Below are 19399 nucleotides of genomic sequence, written 5' to 3' on the forward strand. Positions count from 1 at the left end.
CTAATAGGAGAAAAACGGGGTGTGAAGCGGAACTGTTTTTGAAAAATCCGAAAAAATATTTTGAAGGATTTTTAAGCGGCGCAAGCCGCATAAGCAGGGTTTGGGGAAGGCACTCCCCAACAAGATTCCCGCAGGGGCAAAATGAGCGAAAAGCGAATTTTGGTACTGCGGTAGAATCTTGCTCTCCGTGACTGCAAACTTTCTCTCACTTCCGTCCGCCACTTTTTTGGAAAACTGCAACCACAAAAGTTTGTTTCTCTTTTTCTGCTACTACTAATCCTGTAAAGGGCATTCCTGCCCGCTTTCGCTAAAATGACACCGGACGCAGTGGTTTCTACCCGGTGTTGGAGAAATCCTTTCTCTTTGCCCTCTACTACGGGTAAATGCTCCAAATGCCAAACACCAGGGCAGAAAAATTCCCTCCTCGCTTACTACTACAACCGGCAGGGGGCAAAATGGCCGGGAGCGGAGCCGGACAACAAAAAAAGCAGTAAATCTTTTTCAAGACTTACTGCTTTCGCTGGCCGCGTCGGTGGCGGCTGGTATTCAGTTTTTATGACTTGTCCGGTGGTTCGTCAAGCCGGAACTTGAATTGACAGTCAATTAACCGCTGCTTTACATAGTCCTCCACCTCGGCGTTGACCTGCCCGTTCACTTTTGAGAAATAGCGGATATATCCGGCGTAGTGGAGCAGGACAGCGTTCACGGCTTCTGGGTCGCCCTCACGGGCTTTGAGGATTGTTTCATAGGGGAGAAGTCTACTCATACCGGCTCACCCCCATTTCTTCGCGTAGCCGCTGCAAGGCAAGCTGGATATGCCGCCCCGCTGTGCTGCGTGACCGGCCAATACACGCGCCGATCACGCGCTGCGGCTGGCGCAGAAAGTAATAGCGCAGGATTTCTTCCCGCGTCTGCTCCGGCAAAACAGAGATCGCGTCGGCAAGGGCGGCGTTGCAGAGCAGGACGGTCTGACCGCAGACGGTAAATGGGTATTCCTCGTCCGGCTCCGACGCGGCAAACTGGACAAACTTCTCGTTCATCAGATAGTCAAGGGAAACTTGCCGTTCCCATTGCCGTTTAAGCTTCAAAATCTTGTCCAAGGCGGCACAGCGGATAACAGTCTTGCAAAAGGCGTTGTACCTGCGCTGGATATATTCTTGATAGGCTATCTGGTCGGTCATGGAAATTCCCCTTTCTGAATAATAGTGCGGGGCGGTGGCACTTCTTGCTGTCGCCCCTTGATTGCCTACCAGCAAAGGCGGGCGGGGCTGTCAACGGCTGCGCATATGCGCCGTTCATCTTGACCGTTGACTGGCTCGGCTGGGTTTGCTATTTACCCGACAAACTTGAATTTATTTTAAGCTATCACGTTTTACCTTCTTAAGCCTTACTATCATTACCATAGGAATTTCTTTGTTGGTTTTAAAACATTCTTCATAAAATCCATCAATGACAAATCCAGCTCTAAAACAAAGGTTAAAAATATCTTGTATGGAACGATGATAATAAATCTGCTCTTTCGGTTGCCCTTCAATCGCTATATCATAGTAACTGTGCGGTGTCATATATTTTTCAGTCAACGTGACAAAACAAGGGTGTTGCGTTGCAAAGACAAAAATTCCGCTTTCCTGCAACAGTTCATAAACAGCCATAAGAAGTGGTTCAATATCCGTAATATCCATAATTGCCATATTAGAAACTGCTTTCGTAAAGGCTCGATTTCTTTTTAATTCTAATATACTTTTTCTATCGGTCGCATCCGCCACACAAAATTCAATTTGTTTTGCATATTGTGATTGCCGTCTTTTAGCCAATTCTATCATTTTTTTGCTGTAATCAAAAGCGACAACCGAAGCGCCTCTTTGTGCAAGATACGAAGAATAATTTCCATTGCCACACGCAATATCCAAAATGTAATCCGCAGGATTAGGAGATAGAAGTTCCGTTACTTTGGGACGCACTACCTCTCTGTGAAATTCATTAGATTCGTCACCCATTGCATTATCCCAAAATTGTGCGTTCTCCTCCCAGATTTTTTTACTTTCCTCTGTTCCCATGTTCTCTCCCACTCCCCAAATTTGCTTTTTTGCTTCCATTAAATCTTCCTTACTATATTCCATTGTTACCCTCCATAACTTCTGATTGTTGCCGTCTTGACGATTATGTATCTTTACATTACCTTCTGAAACATATGGCGCACCTTGTCCAGGCGGCTGTTTGGACGGCGGGGCTGGATGACCGGCTGACCGACAGCGGCCTGATATCCTTTCAGCTCTGTAAGGCATACGCTCCGCCCGTTGGTGTAAAAGGCCAGATCAGTACGGTATGCCTGTATACAGCGGGCGGGAATCTCGCCAGTAAAGACAACTTCATCCTTTTTTACCTGGGCCGTTTCGATGGTGGCACAGTATTTCGGTGCATCATGATAAGCCCTGGAAAGGTATTCCTGGGGCGCATAGAGGATGAAGGAGAGATAAGGTTCCAGCAGCTGCGTCCCCGATTCCTTCAATGCCTGTTCCAATACAATCGGGGCCAATGAGCGGAAGTCCGCCGGCGTGCTGACCGGACTGTAATAAAGCCCGTATTCAAAGCAAATCTTACAGTCCGTTACGTTCCAGCCGAACAAGCCCTGCTCCAGCCCGTAACGGATACCATCCCTGACAGCGTTTTGAAAACTCTGGTTCAAGTATCCCAGCGAAACCCGGCTCTCGTATTGTACACCGGAGCCAAGCGAGAGTGGTGTAACAGACAGTCCTATGGATGCCCAAAACGGGTTGGGCGGCACCTCGATATGGATGGTGTGGCTGGCTGCTTTGAGCGGCCGCTCCATATAAATGACGGAGGGTTCCTTTACCACTGTTTCAAGCTTGTATTTTTCCGACAGCAAAGCGGAAACAACCTCCAACTGCACCCGGCCCAAAAAAGAAAGAATGATCTCATGGGTGATGGAATCCACTTCGCAACGCAAAAGCGGGTCAGTATCCGCAAGTTGCGTAAGAGCGTCCAGCAGCCGTTCTCTTTGCGCTGCCGTTTTCGGCGCAATCGTCGTCCGCAGCATGGGGAGGGGGTCCTCGCGCCACCTTTTACGAGGGAGCCGGGTTTGGTCCCCTAATACATCGTTTAACCTCACGCTGTCGCTGGGAAGGATAACAATTTCACCCTGATAAGCGGTGTCTGTCCGAACAATTTCCCCTTTGGATGGAATACGCATCTCTGTGATTTTCAGCTTTTCTCTCCCGGCCAGGGCCACCGTATCCCGCAGGCGCAGCGTTCCGCTGTATAACCGTAGATAGACACGCCGCTGGCCGCAATCGGTGTACTCAACCTTGAAAACGCTGCCGCATAGGGCGGCGCCCCCCTGTTCCCCAATCGGTTGGAACAGCCCTGTCACCGCATCCATCAACGGTTGAATGCCAAGGCCATTTTTGGCGCTGCCATGATAGACTGGGAACAGGGAGGCGTCTTGAACCCGCTGCTGTTCCTCCCGCGCAAGTTTTTCCCGGCTGATTGGTTCTCCTGCGATATACTTTTCCAATAATTCATCGTTATTTTCGATGACCGCATCCCATGCTTCTATGTCGGTATTTTCCTCCAGGACTATTTCCGGGGACAGCGACACCGTCTGCTTGATGATAATATCGGCGGAGAGCTTATCCCGAACAGACTGAACCACGCTCTGCAAATCAACGCCAGCCTGGTCGATCTTGTTGATAAAGATAACGGTGGGAATGTTCATTTTCCGCAGGGCATGGAACAGAATACGGGTCTGGGCCTGCACGCCATCTTTAGCGGAGATCACCAAGATGGCCCCATCTAAAACAGCCAAAGAGCGGTACACCTCCGCCAAAAAATCCATGTGGCCGGGCGTATCCACAATGTTAACTTTACATCTGTGCCACTGGAAGGAAGTGACTGCCGCTTGAATGGTAATCCCACGCTGCCGCTCCAAAAACATGGTGTCCGTCCTCGTTGTCCCTTTTTCGACGCTCCCCGGTTCTGAAATGGCTCCGCTGGCATATAGCAGGCTCTCCGTCAAGGTCGTCTTTCCAGCGTCTACATGGGCAAGAATTCCAATATTGATTATTTTCATGTGATTGTCCTCCCTTTACAGCCCCAAAGGGCATAAAAATCCCCAGCAGTAAAATACTTTTACCACTGGGGATTATAAGTTGCGGACATACACATATACAGCATACACCTGTTTGTGATTGCTGTTTTTGGGGATATGTCAAAATTGATAAGGCAAAAGTATTCTTAAATTGGGTACAAAAAACTAAGCCCCTACAAAAGGAGCTATCATAATCCTTTGTTCCCACTATTTGATTATAGTTTTATTTAAGAATACCTTGCCGCATATTTTTTACTCCTTTTCTGGATTAAATCATTGTATCACATCAGTTTTAGGAAAGCAAGTACCTAAAAGAAATTTTTCTTCCCCTTATATGTAACAATCATACCGGCTTCCTAGCGTTCAGAATGTTTTCTGCTGTCTGCTGTGGTGTTTGGTTGGAATTGTCCAACCAAAAGCCGATCCGTGGTGTTGTCTGCATTTTACTAAATACAAATTCAATGTATACAGAAAGATATAAGGAGTGGGAGGGATTCCGCCGTAGTTGGCATTGTAGGAAAATCCAAAAGTTTAGATTTTCCCACAATGCTTATCTTTTGGTCTTTGGTTCGGAATAGTGTAGTGCTGGCGGTCTATCTCTTGTTTTCGGTTGCTTGCTTCCTTACCGTACATGAGCATTGGAGCCAGGATTATCGCTGCCGTACCCCTCCAGGAGATTGACAACGCCCCACACGCCCAGGCCAGCGCCCAGAGCCACAACAAGGGTCTGCAAAGTATCAATAGCGGAAGAAAAGAACTGCATATAGCCTCCATTTCTCCGGGGGTTTCCCCGGCCATGAAAAAAGCCGCCCATACAGGCGGCAGGTTACGACCTCTGGACACTTTGTCCAGAAGTGCTTTATACATAGGCATCCGGATCGTCCACATCGTCGTAGTTGAGGATGTCCTCGTCCTCGCTTACGGGCCCCGTGTCCGATACGTCTACCTCGTACACCTCACAAGCCTCGTTCAGCCCAGGCCGCCTGCGGCGGTTAATGAACTTATCAAGGTCAAAGGCGTTTTTTTGTTTGTCAGCCTCCGATGTATATTTGTAGTTCGGGTGCTGCTTCAAATCGTATTTGGGCGAAAAGAACGGAGGCAAGCCCCGCAGCTGCAAAATGCACTTATCGCCCGGCATGGTAGCCAGCTCGCTGGGTGTCATCAGCTCCCGGCCCAGCCGCTGGGTGTTCTGGTTGTAGCTTTCCGACTGCCCACGGGAGCGGCCCTCGGTCTGCATGGAGATCGTGGCCTTGCCAAGCCAGTTTTCGGATATTTCCTTGATGGTGGAGCTTTCCCGCCCGCCCAGGAAAACCACGCTGTCCATGTTTCCCAGGATTGTTTCGGCATTGTCCTTGTATATGGCCTTGCATTGAGCGTACTGCTGGTAGAACAGACACAGGCTCACCTCGCGGGAACGGATCACGGCCACCAGCTTCTCCAGCGAGGGCACCTGGCCTGTGTTGGCCGCCTCGTCCCACAGCACCCGCACATGATGGGGCAGGCGGCCACCGTGAACATTGTCCGCCCGTTCACACAGCAGATTGAACATCTGCGAAAAGGCCAGGGCAACAATGAAGTTATAAGTGGGGGTTGTGTCGGAAATCGTGAAGAAAACCGCCGTTTTCCGATCCCCGATGCGGTCAAGCTCCAGCTCGTCATAGCTCATGATCTCCCGGAGCTGGGGGATGTCAAAGGGGGCCAGCCGGGAGCCGCAGGAAATCAAAATGCTTTTTGCGGTCTTGCCAGAGACGAAAAGTCAAGGACTTTTTCATCAAATTCAAAAAGAAGTCACATTTTGCGGACTTCTTCACGGAGCATACGCTTGATTTTGTCCTCCATCGTCTCCTTGGCGGTCTCGCTGAAATGGACACGGACGATATAGGTGGTCTTGCCAATCTGCTTTCTGACAGTCGGGCAAGTGGTGGTGTTGGTTGCGGTATTGTTCATTCAAAATCCTCCTGTAAATGAAAAAGTGCCCGGTAACTATTCATCATCGGGCGGTGTCGGTATGAGGGAACAAGGCAAGGCGGCAACATTAAGGTATCTATAAAAACCTTGCCGTCTTTGCCACGCTTGCCGTGTTCCTGTTGTCAGTCTCGGAGATAGCAGACCCATGCTGTGCTGTCTTTCTCGGTCACAAGCCTGTCTCCGATACGGCTCTTTGCCGTTCTCATGGTGCGTGAGGAAATCCCACGCTCATTGACTGCCTTTTCCAGCTCTGCACTCGGCATACGCTTTCCGTTTGCAAGCAATTCCAGAATGAGCATTTGCGCCTGTGCGGTCTTGCTCTCGGTCTTTGCGGTGTCTGTCCCGGCAAGAAGCTCGTCAGCGGTAATGTCATAAGCCCCTATCCACTCAAAGCCTTTCTCGTCTCCCAGAGAAAAGGCAAGGGACTGTCCGGGCGGCGCAAGGGAGCTTTTCTCATGGATAAGTACCCTTGTTGTGGGGCTGTCCCTCAGCTTGCCAATAAAGAGCAGACTGCGGACTGCCGCCGTAATGTCGATAGACCCTAATCCCCGGTAGGTGCTTTGCGTTCCTGCGGCTTTGTTGAGGTGTCCGATCAGCACGATAGCGCACCCGGTAGCCTGTGCAATGTCTCCCAGACTGCGGAATATCGGGCGCACTTCATTTGCCCGGTTCATGTCCACATCTGCGCCCAGAAACGCCTGCACCGGGTCAATGATAACCAGCCTTGCGTTGTTCTCACGGATTGCCCTTGCTATGCGCTCATCGGCAAGGGTCAGCGGCGTGTCTCTATCGTCAATGACAAGTACTCTTTCAAGGTCTGCGTCCGCTTCCATCAGCCGGGGCTTAACGGTATCGCCCAGACCGTCCTCGGCGGTCTGATAGATGATATTGAAAGGCTCAAGTGTCTCCATACCGGGTAAAGGCTTTCGATTGGTGCAAGCCGCCGCAAGGCGCATAGCAAAGTAGGTCTTGCCCTCGCCGGGATTGCCCTGGATAATTGTCAGCTTTCCAAAGGGGATATACGGAAACCATAGCCAATCCACGCTCGTCAGCTCCACATCTGCCATGCGGAGCATGGGGACAGGCTGGGCGGTGGGCAGCTCTCGCAGCGTGATTGTCTCGGCTATGAATTTGCGGCTGGGAATGTCCCCTTGCTGACGGAGAACATCGTTCCAGTCTTTCCTTGCCGGGACAAGGCGAATGACGGCGATCTCGCTGGGAATGTCCTGCGCCAGTCGGAAGCAGGCTTCACCTCCTGCGGTGTCGCTGTCAAGGCAGAGGAATACTTTTCGGGTGTCCTTGCGTTCAGAAAGAAAACGGTCAAGGGCTTTGCCCGAAACGCCGCCCAGGGCAAGATAATTTCTTGTCTGCCAATCCTGCGGATAAAGGCAGATAAAGGACAAAAGGTCAATCGGCGCTTCAAAAACAAAAAGCTGGTTGCCGTTTCCCTCATAGCGGAACGGATAGGACTTGTCAGACCCGGTAATATCCTGTCTGAATGGGTCTGCCGTTCCTCGCACATGGGCGTATCTCGGCGTACCGCTTCGGTCTCTGCCGACAAACACAACATTGTGCCGCTTTGCGTCCTCGTAAATATCCCCGGAAAGAAGAAAAGCCTCAACAAGCGTTTTGTTGAGACCTCGGCTTTCTGTGAGATATTGAATTGCTCTGTCGGCTGTTCGGTTGTGCAAGGGCAAGTGGAACGCTGTGGGCGGTGCTGTGGTGGCTTCGGTCTGCCCCTCGCCGCTTTCGCCGGTCAGGAGCTGGACGGCTTCGGGAAAGGACTTTCCGTAAAACTCCATGACAAAATCAATGGGATAGCCGCCCTTGCTCTGGCTGTGTCGAAACCACTTGTTTCCCCGGACGGTCAGGCTGTCATGTTCTTTCCAGCGGTATTCTCGTCCGCTTTTGATAAGTGTCTCTCCCTGTGTGCGGAGAAAATCTTCCAGTCTGACGGCGTTTGCCCGGTCAATCTGTGCTTGGGTGTAATTCATCGGGATAGTTCCTCCTTTTTCTGTCGTGTTTGGGGTCGATTTTGGAGTTTTTGTTCCTCTGTGCGCTCGTTAAATCGGGCGGCAGTATCTACACATGACTTGACCTTCCAAAGGCGGTGTAAATCGTCTCTGACGGTCTTAAACTCGCCATAGGTGGTGTTGTGCGCCTGTTCCAGCTCGTCATACTCGTCGGACAGCTTTTTCATATCCACCTTGCCGTCCGGGAACTCCTCGGTCAGCTTGCGTCTGGCGGTGTAGAACATTTTCAGCTCGTCGGCGTGTTCTGCCTTGTACTTGGCTCTGGACTTCTCAAACTTGATTTTCTGCAAGCCGTCACAGACAGGCTTCAAGCTCTGGAAGGTAGCGGAGTAGTCATAAAGCCGCTTGATTTCTTTCATTCGTGCGGTCTGCCCGTCCAGCGTTTTCTTCAAGCTCTCTGTGGTGGAGCTGTGTTCATTGACATGGCTTTCCAAATCTTCAAGGGTGTAAATGCCGTTTGCCCGGAGATAATTGAAAGTCTCGTTCATCTCCTTTAGGTTGCTGATTTTGCCTTTCTGGGAATAAGCCCCGGCTTTGCGCTGGGTGTAGTAGGCGTTCAGCAGAGAAACAAGGTCGGGGGTCTGCGGCTTGGCAAGCTCTGCTTTTGCTTCGGCAATCCAATCGAACAGGAGAGTGATTTTCTTCTTGATGTCCCGGATAACGGCATTGGTGGCTTTGATCCAGCGGTTGAACTCTCCCTTTTCGGTGCGTATGCCTTTCTTCTCCATTGCCCGGACGGTTGCGCCCTCATGGATGGTGGGAAGTAAATCCACGCCCTGCCGTTCATAGCTTCGGTGGTCGATACGGACAGTAAGACCTTTCTCCGCAAACTTGGCGTTGCACATTTCAGCCCATGTCTGCCGCCAGTGTTCCAGCGTTTCGGGACTGCCCCAGTCGGTAGTGGGAACGGCATTGAAAACAAACTCTCCGTTCTGGTCTCGGATGCGGTTGCCGTCCTCGTCCAGCGCATACACTCGGCGTTGCTTTAGTCCCCATGTGCCGTCCTGCTCGATGGGACGGATAGGACAGAGGAAATGAAAATGGGGGTTGGGTGTGCCGCCGTCCTCATGCTCCTTTTCGTGAAAGGAAACATCAACGGTCATGCCACGGCTCACAAACTGCTCCAACAAAAATTTCCTTGCCAGAGCGATGTTTTCTTCAAGGGAAAACTCATTCTGCAAGGAAATCTCAAAACTGTATGCAAGCTGTGCCGTCTTTCCACGCTCGGCTTTTTCCACGGCGTTCCATAGGGTCTGACGGTCTGCGTATTCTTTCGGTGCATGGGACGGCAGGAGAATGTCGGAGCATATCACGCCGCCCTTGCGGGTGTAGTCGCTGTATTCGCCATAATACTCGCTATACAATCGCTCCCCGGCACGGTAGGCGGCAGAAGCAATAGCGGACTGTCCTGCGCTTCGCTTAGTCTGCGTGACGCTCAGATGAAATAGTGCCATCGGCTTTCTGCTCCTTTCCTCTGCTCGCTTGGTTGATGTGGGTAATCGCCATGTGACGGACGGCTCGCTGGACTTCGGGCAGAGAAAAGATGTACTCCATCAGCTCCGTCATTTCGGTGCGTGTGAGATCTTTGAACTCCGGGGCAAGGCTCTCAATCGTGCCGCCCAGATTGCAAAGACGGTGGGTGCGCTTTTGTCTCTCGCCTTTCTCCAGATACTTCTTTCTGTTCTCCAGACGCTCCAGCTTGTGCTGTTCCTGTGCAAGCTGTGTCTCGACCTGTTCCTTTTCGGCTCGGAGCTGTTCAAGGTTTTTCGGTTTTGCCATTTTTCGTGACCTCCTTTTTTGAAAATGGGGATAAAAAAAGACCGTCAACTTTTCGCAGATTGCGACCAGTCAACGGTCAGTTTTTCGGTATTCAGTTGTTGTGTTCAGTTCGGTAAATTGAAGTTGGTCAAAGTTGTTGGCGAAGATATTCCACAACATTTCCATTCGTATCATAGAAACAGATGTTTCCTACATTGAGGGGCAGGACAATGGCGAAAGGCTTGCCACTATCAATATCAATCACCTGAATGCCGTTGCCATCATCTACTTCAAGTCGAACAATATTTTGGGTATTCATTGAGATAAATGCCCTTTCGTTATTTCCCTCAACAACAAACTCTGCAATGTAATCATCAACCTCAACTATATCTCCACCACCACGGAAGAAATATCCAAAAGACAAGCCAGGGCGATTTACATAGACAGAAAAAGTGTGGTCTGTCTTGTCCTGTGGGTAAGAAATAAATGCAGCCATTGTGTCGGAAATGCTTCCATCAACAATCCAATCATCCAAAATTTTTTGAGATTGGCGAATGTCTGCTTCTAAACTGTTTGCGGTTTTACCAATGTCATTGTTTGCATAAAGGAAACCGAAAACCAACACACAAGCCAAAATAACACCCAAGAGGATTATGGGTAATTTCTTTTTCATAGAATCACACTCCTTTATCAAATTAAGATTCTTGATTTTCAAACTTGCTGGCGGCGAACGGTTTGTCAAAACCGTTTGCGGACGGCAAGTCCACAGGGGATAGCCGCTTTAGCGGCGCAAGGGGGTGTAGCCACCTTGACGGAACGAAGTGACGCAACATTCTCGGTCATGCAGTTTTCTTCTGCTGATGGAGAATGAAGCTCCGCAGGACGCACTACTCTCGACAGAGAGTATAGAAGTGCGCCCTTTAGTTCCTAAAGGGGTTTTATCAGTGCGACAAACTGAAATTTTACGATTTTTTGTTTTTCAAAAAGTCAATAGTTCTTTTCACGATAAATACGATACATATCAAACCTGCAATCCCACAAACAATAGAGTCCTTTAAGTCTGCAAATCCTCCTGTGTACTGCATTGCATAATAATAAACCGTCCATATCAGTATCAATACGAACACACTAATACTTAACCAATAAGACTTTTTCTTCATCTAATTTTCCTCACATTGAACTTCCGATTTGTTGCTCAATTTCGTATTCAAATTATACCATAAAACTTGTGAACAATTCTACCGCAACTTTGGACTATATGAGAAAAGTCCGAACAGTTTTCTGCCCGGACTTCCTCGCTCAATTATAAATCAACTCTGCTTTCACAACTTCCTCTGCCTGCGCCTTGCAAGCGTTCATCTGCCGCACCCATTCCATTTGGTTTTCAGCTTTCAGTTGCTCGGTCACGCCGTTTTGCTCTGCCAGTGACCGCACGATCAGCTCCATGCGGTTTCGTGCCGCTTCGTCAATCTCGGCGCAATGCTCAAAGAGCTTGTCGGATAGTACCAGCTCATTGAACAGTATCGGACGGTGCATTTTCAGATACGCCTTGCGAAGTCTGCCGTAGTGTCCGAGGGGCTTGGTCTTGCGGATAACGATGTTCGGGATAAGATAATCTCCGTTCTGTGTGTAAGCGATATTCATGCTGTTTGTACTCCTTTCATCGGCTCTCTCTGCGGTAAACTGCTGACAGGGACGAACACGCCCTTTGCAATGTCCTCCGCACGAATGGCGGCTTTCTTAGCTTCAATTTCTGCCTTTTTCCGCTTCTTGATTTTGTCCTCGTATCGCTTCTGCGCTCCGCTGGCTTTCCGCTTCAAGTAGTTCTGATGAAGCCTGTCCTTGCGTTCCTCACGCTTGCGGATTTCCTCTAATTCCTCCGGGGTAAGCTCCGCTTCTCCAAACGCCGGGGGAACGAATCGCCCAACAAAATTGAAGTAAATCTCGACCTCCTGTGTGGTCTGTATACTGCCTTTACGGTCACGCTCATGCACAAGGATTTTCTCGATAAACTCGTTGAGCATGGCAATGGTCAGCTTGTCGAAGTTCTCATACTTGTCAATCAGAGCGATAAAACGGTCAGCGTCCTTTTCGTGCTTCTCATAGCTCTTGACAGCCTTTTCCAGAACAGAGATTTCAGCGGTAAGTTCGGACTGTTCCTTTTCGTATTGAGCGTCCAGAGTGGCGTATCTGCTGTCGGACAGCTTTCCTAAAATGTTGTCCTCATAGATTTTACAGAGCAGGACTTCCAGCTCGGAGACTCTCTGCTTTGCGGTGGCAAGGCGTGTCCGCTGTTTCTTGACCTCTGCCGTCTGCTGGCTGGACTGCGCTTCCTGCACCACACGGACAAACTCGGCTCGGTCATGCTTGGCATACTCGGCAATAGCTTTGAGCATTTCAGAGACAAGGGACAGTACCACATCTTCATTGATACGGTGCTGTGTCGTGCAGAGCTTTCCAACTGGGACTTTGCTGTATTGGGAACAGGTATATTGAGAAATACGCTTGCCGTTGTTGGTACGGTGGACATACATCTTGCCGCCGCAATCGGCACAATAGAGCAAGCCCGTGAGGGGAGCTGCTTCGCCCCAGCCGTCCGGGTAGCGTCTGACATTCCCACGGATTTTCTGCACAAGGTCAAAGGTCTGCTGGTCAATGATAGGCTCATGGGTATTCTCGAAAATTGTCCATTCGTCCTCCGGGACATAATGGCTTTTCTTGTCCTTGAAGTGCTTTCGGGTCTTGAAATTGATGGTGTGTCCCAGATATTCACGCTTTTCAAGAATGTTGCAGATGGTGGAAGAACCCCAGTCGTACACATCTTTGAAAGTCTTATTCTTGTTCACACCCTCGCCGTGCTGGGCAAGGTAAGCGGACGGAATAAGCACCTTTTCCGATTTCAGTTTGCTGGCGATCTGATACGGACCGTAGCCGTCAATCGTCATGGAAAAGATACGCTTTACCACTTCGGCGGCTTCGGGGTCAACCAACCATTGGTCTCTGGCTTCATTCCAGAGATAGCCGTAAATGACCGTGCCTGTAAGGTGCTTGCCGGACTTGCCTTTGGACTGGAAAGTGGAACGGATTTTACGGCTGGTGTCTCTGGCGTAATACTCGTTCATAATGTTGCGGAAAGGGGTAAAATCATCGTCCCCTCTGGCACTGTCCACGCCGTCATTGATGGCGATAAGGCGAACGCCACGCTGACGCAGGATTTCCATAATCTGACCGACTTTCAGATAGTCACGACCCATGCGGCTCATGTCCTTGATACACAGGTACTCCACATTCCCGGCTTCAACCTCTTTCATCATTGCCAGAAATCCGGGACGGTCAAAGCAAGTACCGCTAATGCCATCGTCCGTGAAATGGACAATGTTTGTAAAGCCCTGCCGTGCGGCGAACTCCTCCAACATAGCCTTTTGATTGGAAATGGAATTGCTCTCACGCTGTTGGTCATCATCTTTGCCAAAGTCATCACGGCTCAGTCGTTCGTACAGAGCTGTGATTTTCTCATTTTTTCTCATAACTTGCGCTCCTTTCTTCGGTTTTAGGTTGTGTGTTCTAAGAGACTTCCCAACCGCTTGATTAAGAAGTCTTTTAGAGCATACAACACCGCTTGCCAGCTTATATTTCTTGTACTGCTTCACGGCAAAGCAATCCGGCTTGCGCTTTTCCAGGCCCTTGAACATATAGTCCACCGCGTTCATATAGGACTCGTCATCCTCTTTCACGTCCATGCCGGAAATCATATCCACCAGGGTATTGATGTTCCGATCCTCGGCGGGGGCCTCGAAAATGATATAGGCAATCAGGGCACAGTACAAAAGCGTTTCCGCCTTCGTCCAAAACGGATCGCCCTCCTTGCCCTCGCCTTTGGTGTTGGCAATCAGAGTGTCCACAAATTTGAGAATGTCCGCCTCGTTGTGGATATAGGACAGCGGATTGTAGTGCATGGATTTTGAAAAATCTATGCTGTTAAACACTTTGACCTGATACCCTCGGCGTTGCAGAAAAGCCCCCACCTGGGAGAGCACCCCGCCTTTCGGATCGACACAGACATACGAGGAATGAGCCTGGAGCAGTTGGGGCGTGAGCCAGAAACGGGTTTTGCCGGAGCCGGACGAGCCGATGATGCAGGCGTTGAGGTTGCGGGTGTTGGCGGGATTTTTGGGCCGGGTGTTCATAGTGAGAAACTCCGTCTTTGTTAAAATGACGTTGTTCTCGAACTTCGGATCGACAAAGGGCTTGATGTCTTTTTCGGTGCCCCAGCGGGCCGACCCGTATTCCTCATCCCGCCGAAATTTCTTTGCGTTCTTGCTTTTGAAGTAGATCAGCAGGCGAAAGCCCACCGCGCCCACAATGCCGATGAGCCAGTCAAAGGGGGCAAGCCCTGGCGCAAAGTCGGCAAAGGCCGGGCCGATGCTCTGCCCCAGGCCCATGAGCTTGTGGGCAAAGTCTGCTCCAGGAGCCAGGCGGTAGGCTGTCCCCAGCTTTAGGCAAGCCCACAGAATAAACAGGTACGGGATATTGGGTATCACATACTTTTTGACGCTATCTGTCCTCATGCACCGCCTCCCTTGCACGTTCTTTCTTATGGGACGGCTGGCGGGCCAGTTCAGCGGCAGCTCGTTTGAGCTGTTCCCGGATGGGAACACGCTGGGACTTGGAACGCTTCAACACACGCCGGGAATATTCCGAAAAGCAAGCGGTGATGGCGTCGGCCTGCCCGCTCTTGAAAAACAACAGGTATTTGTCCGGCCCGGTCTTATAAAAGGCATAGTCCACATTCCAGCGCCGGGCCACCCGGTCAAAGTTCTTTGGGGACTCCACCTCGATGCTGTTCGTGGCGGCCCCGTGGCCCATGAGCTGGCGCACCGTCTGTTTTCCGTGGGGTGTCTGGCGGGCCCGGTACGTTTTCTTGATCTTCCGGCCCACCGCCAGACACGCCTGGGCCAGCACCCGGCCCGTGAGCTTTGTCGCCTTGATCGAAACTGCTATGGTACGTCTGGAAACGTCCTCGTCAATCAGCCGTATCCCTCCTTTCCATGAAAAAAGCACCTCTGGACAAAACGTCCAGAAGTGCCGTTATCGTTCCTCGTGTTCCTTTGCGGCAATCTTCCGATAGCCCTCCAGGGAGGAACCGTCAATAATTTCTTTGTAGGCTGCCATTTGTTCCCGCACCGTGAGCTGCGGAAAGGCAAAAACTTTGTGCTCGTCGGGAATGTCCTCGATCCCGTGATAGTGCTCGATAAATTGGCCGCCATTGTTCAGCACATAGCCGCCAGGGGCAAAGTGGCCGTCCTCTTCAAGCCGAATATCCCGCCCGTATGCCTCATAGTCAAAATAATTCAGCAGGTGCTCCGGCACGTCAATGGCCTCCATGTCCTCCACATAGATGCGGCCCAGGGTTTCATCGTCCTCGACACCGGGATAAAACTCGTAGCAATCCAGGTTTTGCGCCAGATTGATGAGATCGGCCACGCTGGACGTATGTTCACCGCTATCAATCACGGCCTCAAATTTCTCCAGTTCGCCCTGATCCAGCTCGGAGAGCAGGCAGGCCAGATGATTGAGCTCGTCCAGGTTTTCATATTCTGTGAGATAGTCGTAGAGCCCCAGCACATCACCGTCAAAACTGGTTATGAAAAATTCCTCATAACGTACCCCGTCCACACCAATCCGCTTCAAAAGGGCCTGTACTTCTTCGGTAGTTGTGGGGAATTTCAGCGTTTCGCCAACCAGCTCACCCTCGTTGTACTTTCCCAGGTTGGTGATGTAGGCTTCAAACAGGGACGCCATCAGCACCGCCCCTGGCCCTTGACGGTCAGGATGCCCTCAAGGGTAGTCGCGGTGATCCCCAGGCGCTGGGCCACGGCAATATCATTTTTCATGGCCTCGGTCACGGAATGGCCGCATACCACCAGCACACGGGAGCGCCGGAGCAGATCGCGGCCCATGTCGATGCCGTTCTTGTGCTCCTCCGGCACCGCGTCATTGAGGAACAGCGGCAGATAGAGCATGGGGCAGATGGGGGAATAGCCCGCATCATAGACCACACGGCAGTAATGCGCCGCCTGCTCCATATCCACCGCAGGATCACCGCGCCACGCAGCGGAGATATAAGCAAGGGATCGTTTCATTGTCAACACCTCCAATATTTAATAGGTAGTTCAACCCTATCCCCCCGCCCTTTCCCATTCATGGGAAAGGGGGCGGCTCTGGAGGATATACCCCCGCCGCCTTGCCGGAAATAGCACAGCCGGGCCAGGCCGTCAAGGGCAAGCCGCCGCAAGCGGCGGGCGTTCCGCCCCTTGACTGCCCGTTCCCGGCTGTGCTGCAAAATACCCGGCGACGGGGGATATATCACCACAGAGCCCATCCCCGGCGCGGGGCGTTCACCTCTGGACAAAGTGTCCAGAAGCGGGGCCCGGTTACTTCTCCAAGTCCTTTTTCTTGTCCGGTTGCGCCAGTTCGGGCGGCTGTTTCTCTTTCCACTCGTCCAGCAGCGCCATGATCTGCTCTTTCATTTTGGCAGGAGTGACCTCCTTGCCGAAATACTTAGACAGTTCAGCAGTCGAAATAATCACACCGCGATCCTCCTTTTTTTCTTCACTCAAAATGCCGTCGATCACATCGCCGTTGAGCTTGCCCTCCTTGTCCAGCTCGTGGAGCCGCTTCGCCTGGGCCACCGAGGGGGAGGACTGCTCCCCGTCAATGGAAACGGCAATCAGCCGCTGGTTTTCCGGCCTGATATACGAGATCTCCACCGCAGGCATAAAGCCCATCTGCTTTGTGTCCACCTTGTCCAGAAGCTCCGGCACCAGGGAGTTGAGCCGGATATACCGCATGACCTTTTTATAGTTCATGTCGTGTTCCTTACCCACAATCTCCACCGAGAGCTTACCCAGGGCCTCCGCCTCTTTCTCATTTTTCGGGCGGGCCCCCTGGCGTTTGATAGCCTCCACCTCCAAATCCAGCAGCTTTGCCAGTTCGCTGGGGAGAGGATCGCCCCGCTGCTTGTTGCTGTTCCGCATTTCCCGGACAGCTTCAAGATCGGTCATCTCACGGACGATACAGGGCATTTCCTCCAGCCCGGCCCGTGTACCGCCATGATGGCGGCGGTGACCCGCGATAATCTCATAGCCCTTGCCGTCTTTTTCCGGGCGGACGGTGGCGGGGGTCATAATGCCATGTTCCTTGATCGTCCCCACCAGATCGTCCATCGCCTTATCGTCCTGCACCTTGTAGGGGTGCTCCCGGAACGTATGGAACGGATGAAGCTCCGCCATTTTCAGGTAGACGATTTTTCCCTCTTCCACCGGGCGGGGTGGCACGTCAGGCGTGGGCGGCAGATTGATCTCCGGCGGCGGGACTGCCGCCTCCTTGACGGGAGCGGCCTTGCCCGGCTTTACCGCCTTAGCGGTTTTAGACACAGGCGCACCGCCGGAGCCCGTTTCCTTGCCCTTGTCAGCTTTCTTACCTCTGGACACTTTGTCCCGAACAGCGGGCGGGGCCTCCTCACGGGCCGCCTTGTCAACCTTAGACGGGCGGCCTGTGCGGGGCTCCGCCGCTTTCTCCTTTTTTTCCGCAGACACCGCAGCCTGCTCTTTCGGGGGACGGCCCCGGCGCTTTTGGTCGGGTGCGGCCTCCGGTGGCTTGTCGGCCACATCGGGAGCGGCAGTCTCCTTGTCGTTGCGATCAGCAGCGGCCTTGATGTCAGACAGATCAATCACCTTACCGGCAGGAGCAGGAGCCTCCTCGCCCATGCCGGAAATCACCGCATGCTCATGCTCCGGCGGAGTGTCCGACCCCAGGAGAGCGGCAATATCCGGGGGAGTATTTTCCTGTGGGTTCGTGTTTAGTTTGTCATCTGCCATGTACTAACCTCCTTCGTGATGGCATAAAAAAACCAGCCTAATGGCTGGCTTGTGGGAAAGTATCACTCCTTTCTGATATTGAAATATAGAAACACCACTTCTTGTCCAATTAAGTGGTGCAGCAAACGATTAAGAATTGTCTTTTAGAAGTTGCTGTATTATAATTAATATGAGAAATTATATTTGAAAGGGGGGAGCGTATGCAGATGTATTCACCACTCCGTTATCCGGGTGGAAAAAGTAGATTGTCAAAATTCATTGGACAAGCAATCTGCAACTTACAAATTCATAATTGCACATATATTGAACCATTTGCTGGCGGAGCTGGTGTCGCGCTCTCTTTATTGTTGGATGGCGTTGTTGAAAATATAGTTATCAATGACTATGATAAGGCAATATATTCCTTTTGGCGTGCGCTAAAGCAGGAACCAACCGCCCTAATTGAAAAAATCCAATCCACGCCTATAACTATCGAAGAGTGGCACCGCCAAAAAGAGATATATGTAAATTCAACTTCTTATTCAATAGATTTGGCATTTTCCACCCTATTCTTAAATAGAACAAATAGGTCTGGAATATTAACAGCTGGCCCTATTGGTGGTTATGATCAAGCAGGAGATTGGAAATTGGATGTCCGCTTTGATCGTGATGCGCTGATTTCTAAAGTAGAGAAGATGGCAGAACGCCGCAAAAATATTTTTGTCTATAACAAAGATATTATAAGTCTGCTTAGAAACTATATCCCCCATTTTGGGAACCAGTTATTTATCTACTTTGATCCTCCTTACTATAAAAAAGGACAAAAGTTATATAAGAATTTCTTTACACCTACTGATCACAAACGGATACATGATGTGATTGCACAAGAAATCCAAGTTCCCTGGATCATTACTTATGACGATGTAGATGCTATTTCTGAATTGTATCAAGATTACACTATGCGAAAGTTTGATCTTACATATAGTGCAGCTAACAAAGGGACTGCTTCAGAATTGATGATCTTTTCAGATATTGAGTTTTGTCCTACTCCAGAGCAAATGATTGCACAAAAAATCAATATCAATTTTAGAGAGTAGGCAAGGAGAACAAAATGATTATCAGAAGTATAGAGATAGAAAAATTCCGAGCCTTTCAACAGGTTTCATTCACTTTGGGAAAACGCATTACAGCAATTTCCGGCCGTAACGCTACGCAAAAAACCACTGTGCTTGGAATGATAGGACAGCCTTTTACTATTTCAAAAGGCCATGCTATGTATTGAACCGAACCAGTAAAAACGGACAATAGACAAAACGCCCCCTAATGTAGGAAAATGAAAGTACTACATTAGGGGGTATTATTATGGCAAGGAAGTATCAGCACACCCAGGAATTACTGCCTAAAATCAAAGAAATGCTTGAAGGCGGAATGACACAGCGAGAGGTTGCGGAGAGACTTGGGGTGACAGGAGAGAGAGCAATCCATCATCTTCTTACACGCGAAAGGAAAAAGGAGCTGCATGGCATACCGAAGCAGCGTGGTCGGAAACCCGCGAAGGCCCTGGCAGAGTACAAATACGAAAACAAGCGCTTGAAAATGGAAGTAGAGCTGTTGCGGGATTTTCTCTTGCTCACTGGGAAGGAGTGAAGATCAGCGTAAAATACAAGGTCATA

At 50.6% G+C, this 19399-nt stretch carries 19 protein-coding genes and 2 pseudogenes; 3 read left to right on the forward strand and 18 right to left on the reverse strand.

The genetic code is table 11. The features are described from left to right. From H8S57_RS17115 to H8S57_RS11960, 18 genes and pseudogenes are all read right to left on the reverse strand, one after another. Positions 1-240, reverse strand: a complete 240-nt coding sequence (locus tag H8S57_RS17115; protein WP_207723783.1) for a hypothetical protein — start codon at positions 238-240, stop codon at positions 1-3. A 313-nt stretch (positions 241-553) separates the two neighbouring features. Further along, positions 554-766 carry a helix-turn-helix domain-containing protein gene (locus tag H8S57_RS11880; protein WP_002586615.1) on the reverse strand — a complete coding sequence of 71 codons (213 nt, stop codon included), beginning with the start codon at positions 764-766 and terminating at the stop codon, positions 554-556. Continuing rightward, entirely contained in the window at positions 759-1256 is a 498-nt protein-coding gene (locus H8S57_RS11885; protein WP_005876001.1) for a sigma-70 RNA polymerase sigma factor region 4 domain-containing protein, read from the reverse strand. Before H8S57_RS11885 ends, H8S57_RS11880 begins: the two co-directional genes overlap by 8 nt. 96 nt (positions 1257-1352) lie before the next feature. Next, a complete protein-coding gene (locus H8S57_RS11890) occupies positions 1353-2120 on the reverse strand; it encodes a class I SAM-dependent methyltransferase (RefSeq protein ID WP_002586626.1) in 768 nt (255 codons plus the stop codon). Between the two features lie 50 nt (positions 2121-2170). Continuing rightward, entirely contained in the window at positions 2171-4090 is a 1920-nt protein-coding gene (gene tet(W), locus H8S57_RS11895) for a tetracycline resistance ribosomal protection protein Tet(W) (protein WP_002586627.1), read from the reverse strand. Between the two features lie 652 nt (positions 4091-4742). Next, positions 4743-4871 (reverse strand): annotated as a pseudogene (locus H8S57_RS11900) (Maff2 family mobile element protein); the annotation flags it as partial. A gap of 96 nt (positions 4872-4967) precedes the next feature. Beyond that, positions 4968-5855: pseudogene (locus H8S57_RS11905) on the reverse strand (VirD4-like conjugal transfer protein, CD1115 family); the annotation flags it as partial. 41 nt (positions 5856-5896) lie between these two features. Continuing rightward, complete coding sequence (locus H8S57_RS11910) at positions 5897-6055, reverse strand: transposon-encoded TnpW family protein (RefSeq protein WP_081027740.1); 159 nt, start codon at positions 6053-6055, stop codon at positions 5897-5899. Between the two features lie 143 nt (positions 6056-6198). Then, complete coding sequence (locus H8S57_RS11915) at positions 6199-8070, reverse strand: AAA family ATPase (RefSeq protein WP_055191777.1); 1872 nt, start codon at positions 8068-8070, stop codon at positions 6199-6201. After that, positions 8067-9563, reverse strand: coding sequence for a MobQ family relaxase (gene mobQ, locus H8S57_RS11920; RefSeq protein ID WP_055191775.1), 1497 nt, complete (start codon positions 9561-9563; stop codon positions 8067-8069). The genes H8S57_RS11915 and mobQ overlap by 4 nt, the downstream gene beginning before the upstream one ends. Continuing rightward, a complete protein-coding gene (locus H8S57_RS11925) occupies positions 9529-9888 on the reverse strand; it encodes a DUF3847 domain-containing protein (RefSeq protein ID WP_055191773.1) in 360 nt (119 codons plus the stop codon). Before H8S57_RS11925 ends, mobQ begins: the two co-directional genes overlap by 35 nt. A gap of 127 nt (positions 9889-10015) precedes the next feature. After that, entirely contained in the window at positions 10016-10540 is a 525-nt protein-coding gene (locus H8S57_RS11930; RefSeq protein ID WP_015516227.1) for a hypothetical protein, read from the reverse strand. 626 nt (positions 10541-11166) lie between these two features. Further along, on the reverse strand, positions 11167-11511 hold the full coding sequence (locus H8S57_RS11935) for a TnpV protein (RefSeq protein ID WP_117624609.1): 345 nt from the start codon (positions 11509-11511) through the stop codon (positions 11167-11169). Next, complete coding sequence (locus H8S57_RS18230) at positions 11508-14435, reverse strand: DUF4368 domain-containing protein (protein WP_186908285.1); 2928 nt, start codon at positions 14433-14435, stop codon at positions 11508-11510. Before H8S57_RS18230 ends, H8S57_RS11935 begins: the two co-directional genes overlap by 4 nt. Continuing rightward, positions 14422-14928 (reverse strand): PcfB family protein, encoded by a 507-nt coding sequence (locus tag H8S57_RS11945; protein ID WP_186908286.1) that lies wholly within the window; start codon positions 14926-14928, stop codon positions 14422-14424. Before H8S57_RS11945 ends, H8S57_RS18230 begins: the two co-directional genes overlap by 14 nt. A 27-nt stretch (positions 14929-14955) precedes the next feature. Then, entirely contained in the window at positions 14956-15669 is a 714-nt protein-coding gene (locus H8S57_RS11950; protein ID WP_006573261.1) for an antirestriction protein ArdA, read from the reverse strand. Further along, entirely contained in the window at positions 15669-16010 is a 342-nt protein-coding gene (locus H8S57_RS11955; protein WP_186908287.1) for a DUF7768 domain-containing protein, read from the reverse strand. The genes H8S57_RS11950 and H8S57_RS11955 overlap by 1 nt, the downstream gene beginning before the upstream one ends. 291 nt (positions 16011-16301) lie before the next feature. Further along, positions 16302-17747, reverse strand: a complete 1446-nt coding sequence (locus H8S57_RS11960; protein WP_186908288.1) for a ParB/RepB/Spo0J family partition protein — start codon at positions 17745-17747, stop codon at positions 16302-16304. 200 nt (positions 17748-17947) lie between these two features. Between H8S57_RS11960 and H8S57_RS11965 the strand changes: the two genes are divergently transcribed. The 3 genes from H8S57_RS11965 to H8S57_RS11975 all read left to right on the forward strand — a co-directional run bounded on the left by H8S57_RS11965 (position 17948) and on the right by H8S57_RS11975 (position 19373). Beyond that, the gene (locus H8S57_RS11965; protein ID WP_243204807.1) at positions 17948-18823 is read left to right on the forward strand and encodes a DNA adenine methylase; all 876 of its coding nucleotides are present in this window, start codon (positions 17948-17950) and stop codon (positions 18821-18823) included. 14 nt (positions 18824-18837) lie between these two features. Beyond that, a complete protein-coding gene (locus tag H8S57_RS11970) occupies positions 18838-19008 on the forward strand; it encodes an AAA family ATPase (RefSeq protein WP_186908289.1) in 171 nt (56 codons plus the stop codon). 80 nt (positions 19009-19088) lie between these two features. Next, positions 19089-19373 (forward strand): imidazolonepropionase, encoded by a 285-nt coding sequence (locus H8S57_RS11975; protein ID WP_207723784.1) that lies wholly within the window; start codon positions 19089-19091, stop codon positions 19371-19373. Positions 19374-19399: the final 26 nt, after the last annotated feature.

The sequence above is a fragment of the Lawsonibacter hominis genome (assembly GCF_014287895.1).
Lineage (GTDB): Bacteria > Bacillota > Clostridia > Oscillospirales > Oscillospiraceae > Lawsonibacter_A > Lawsonibacter_A hominis.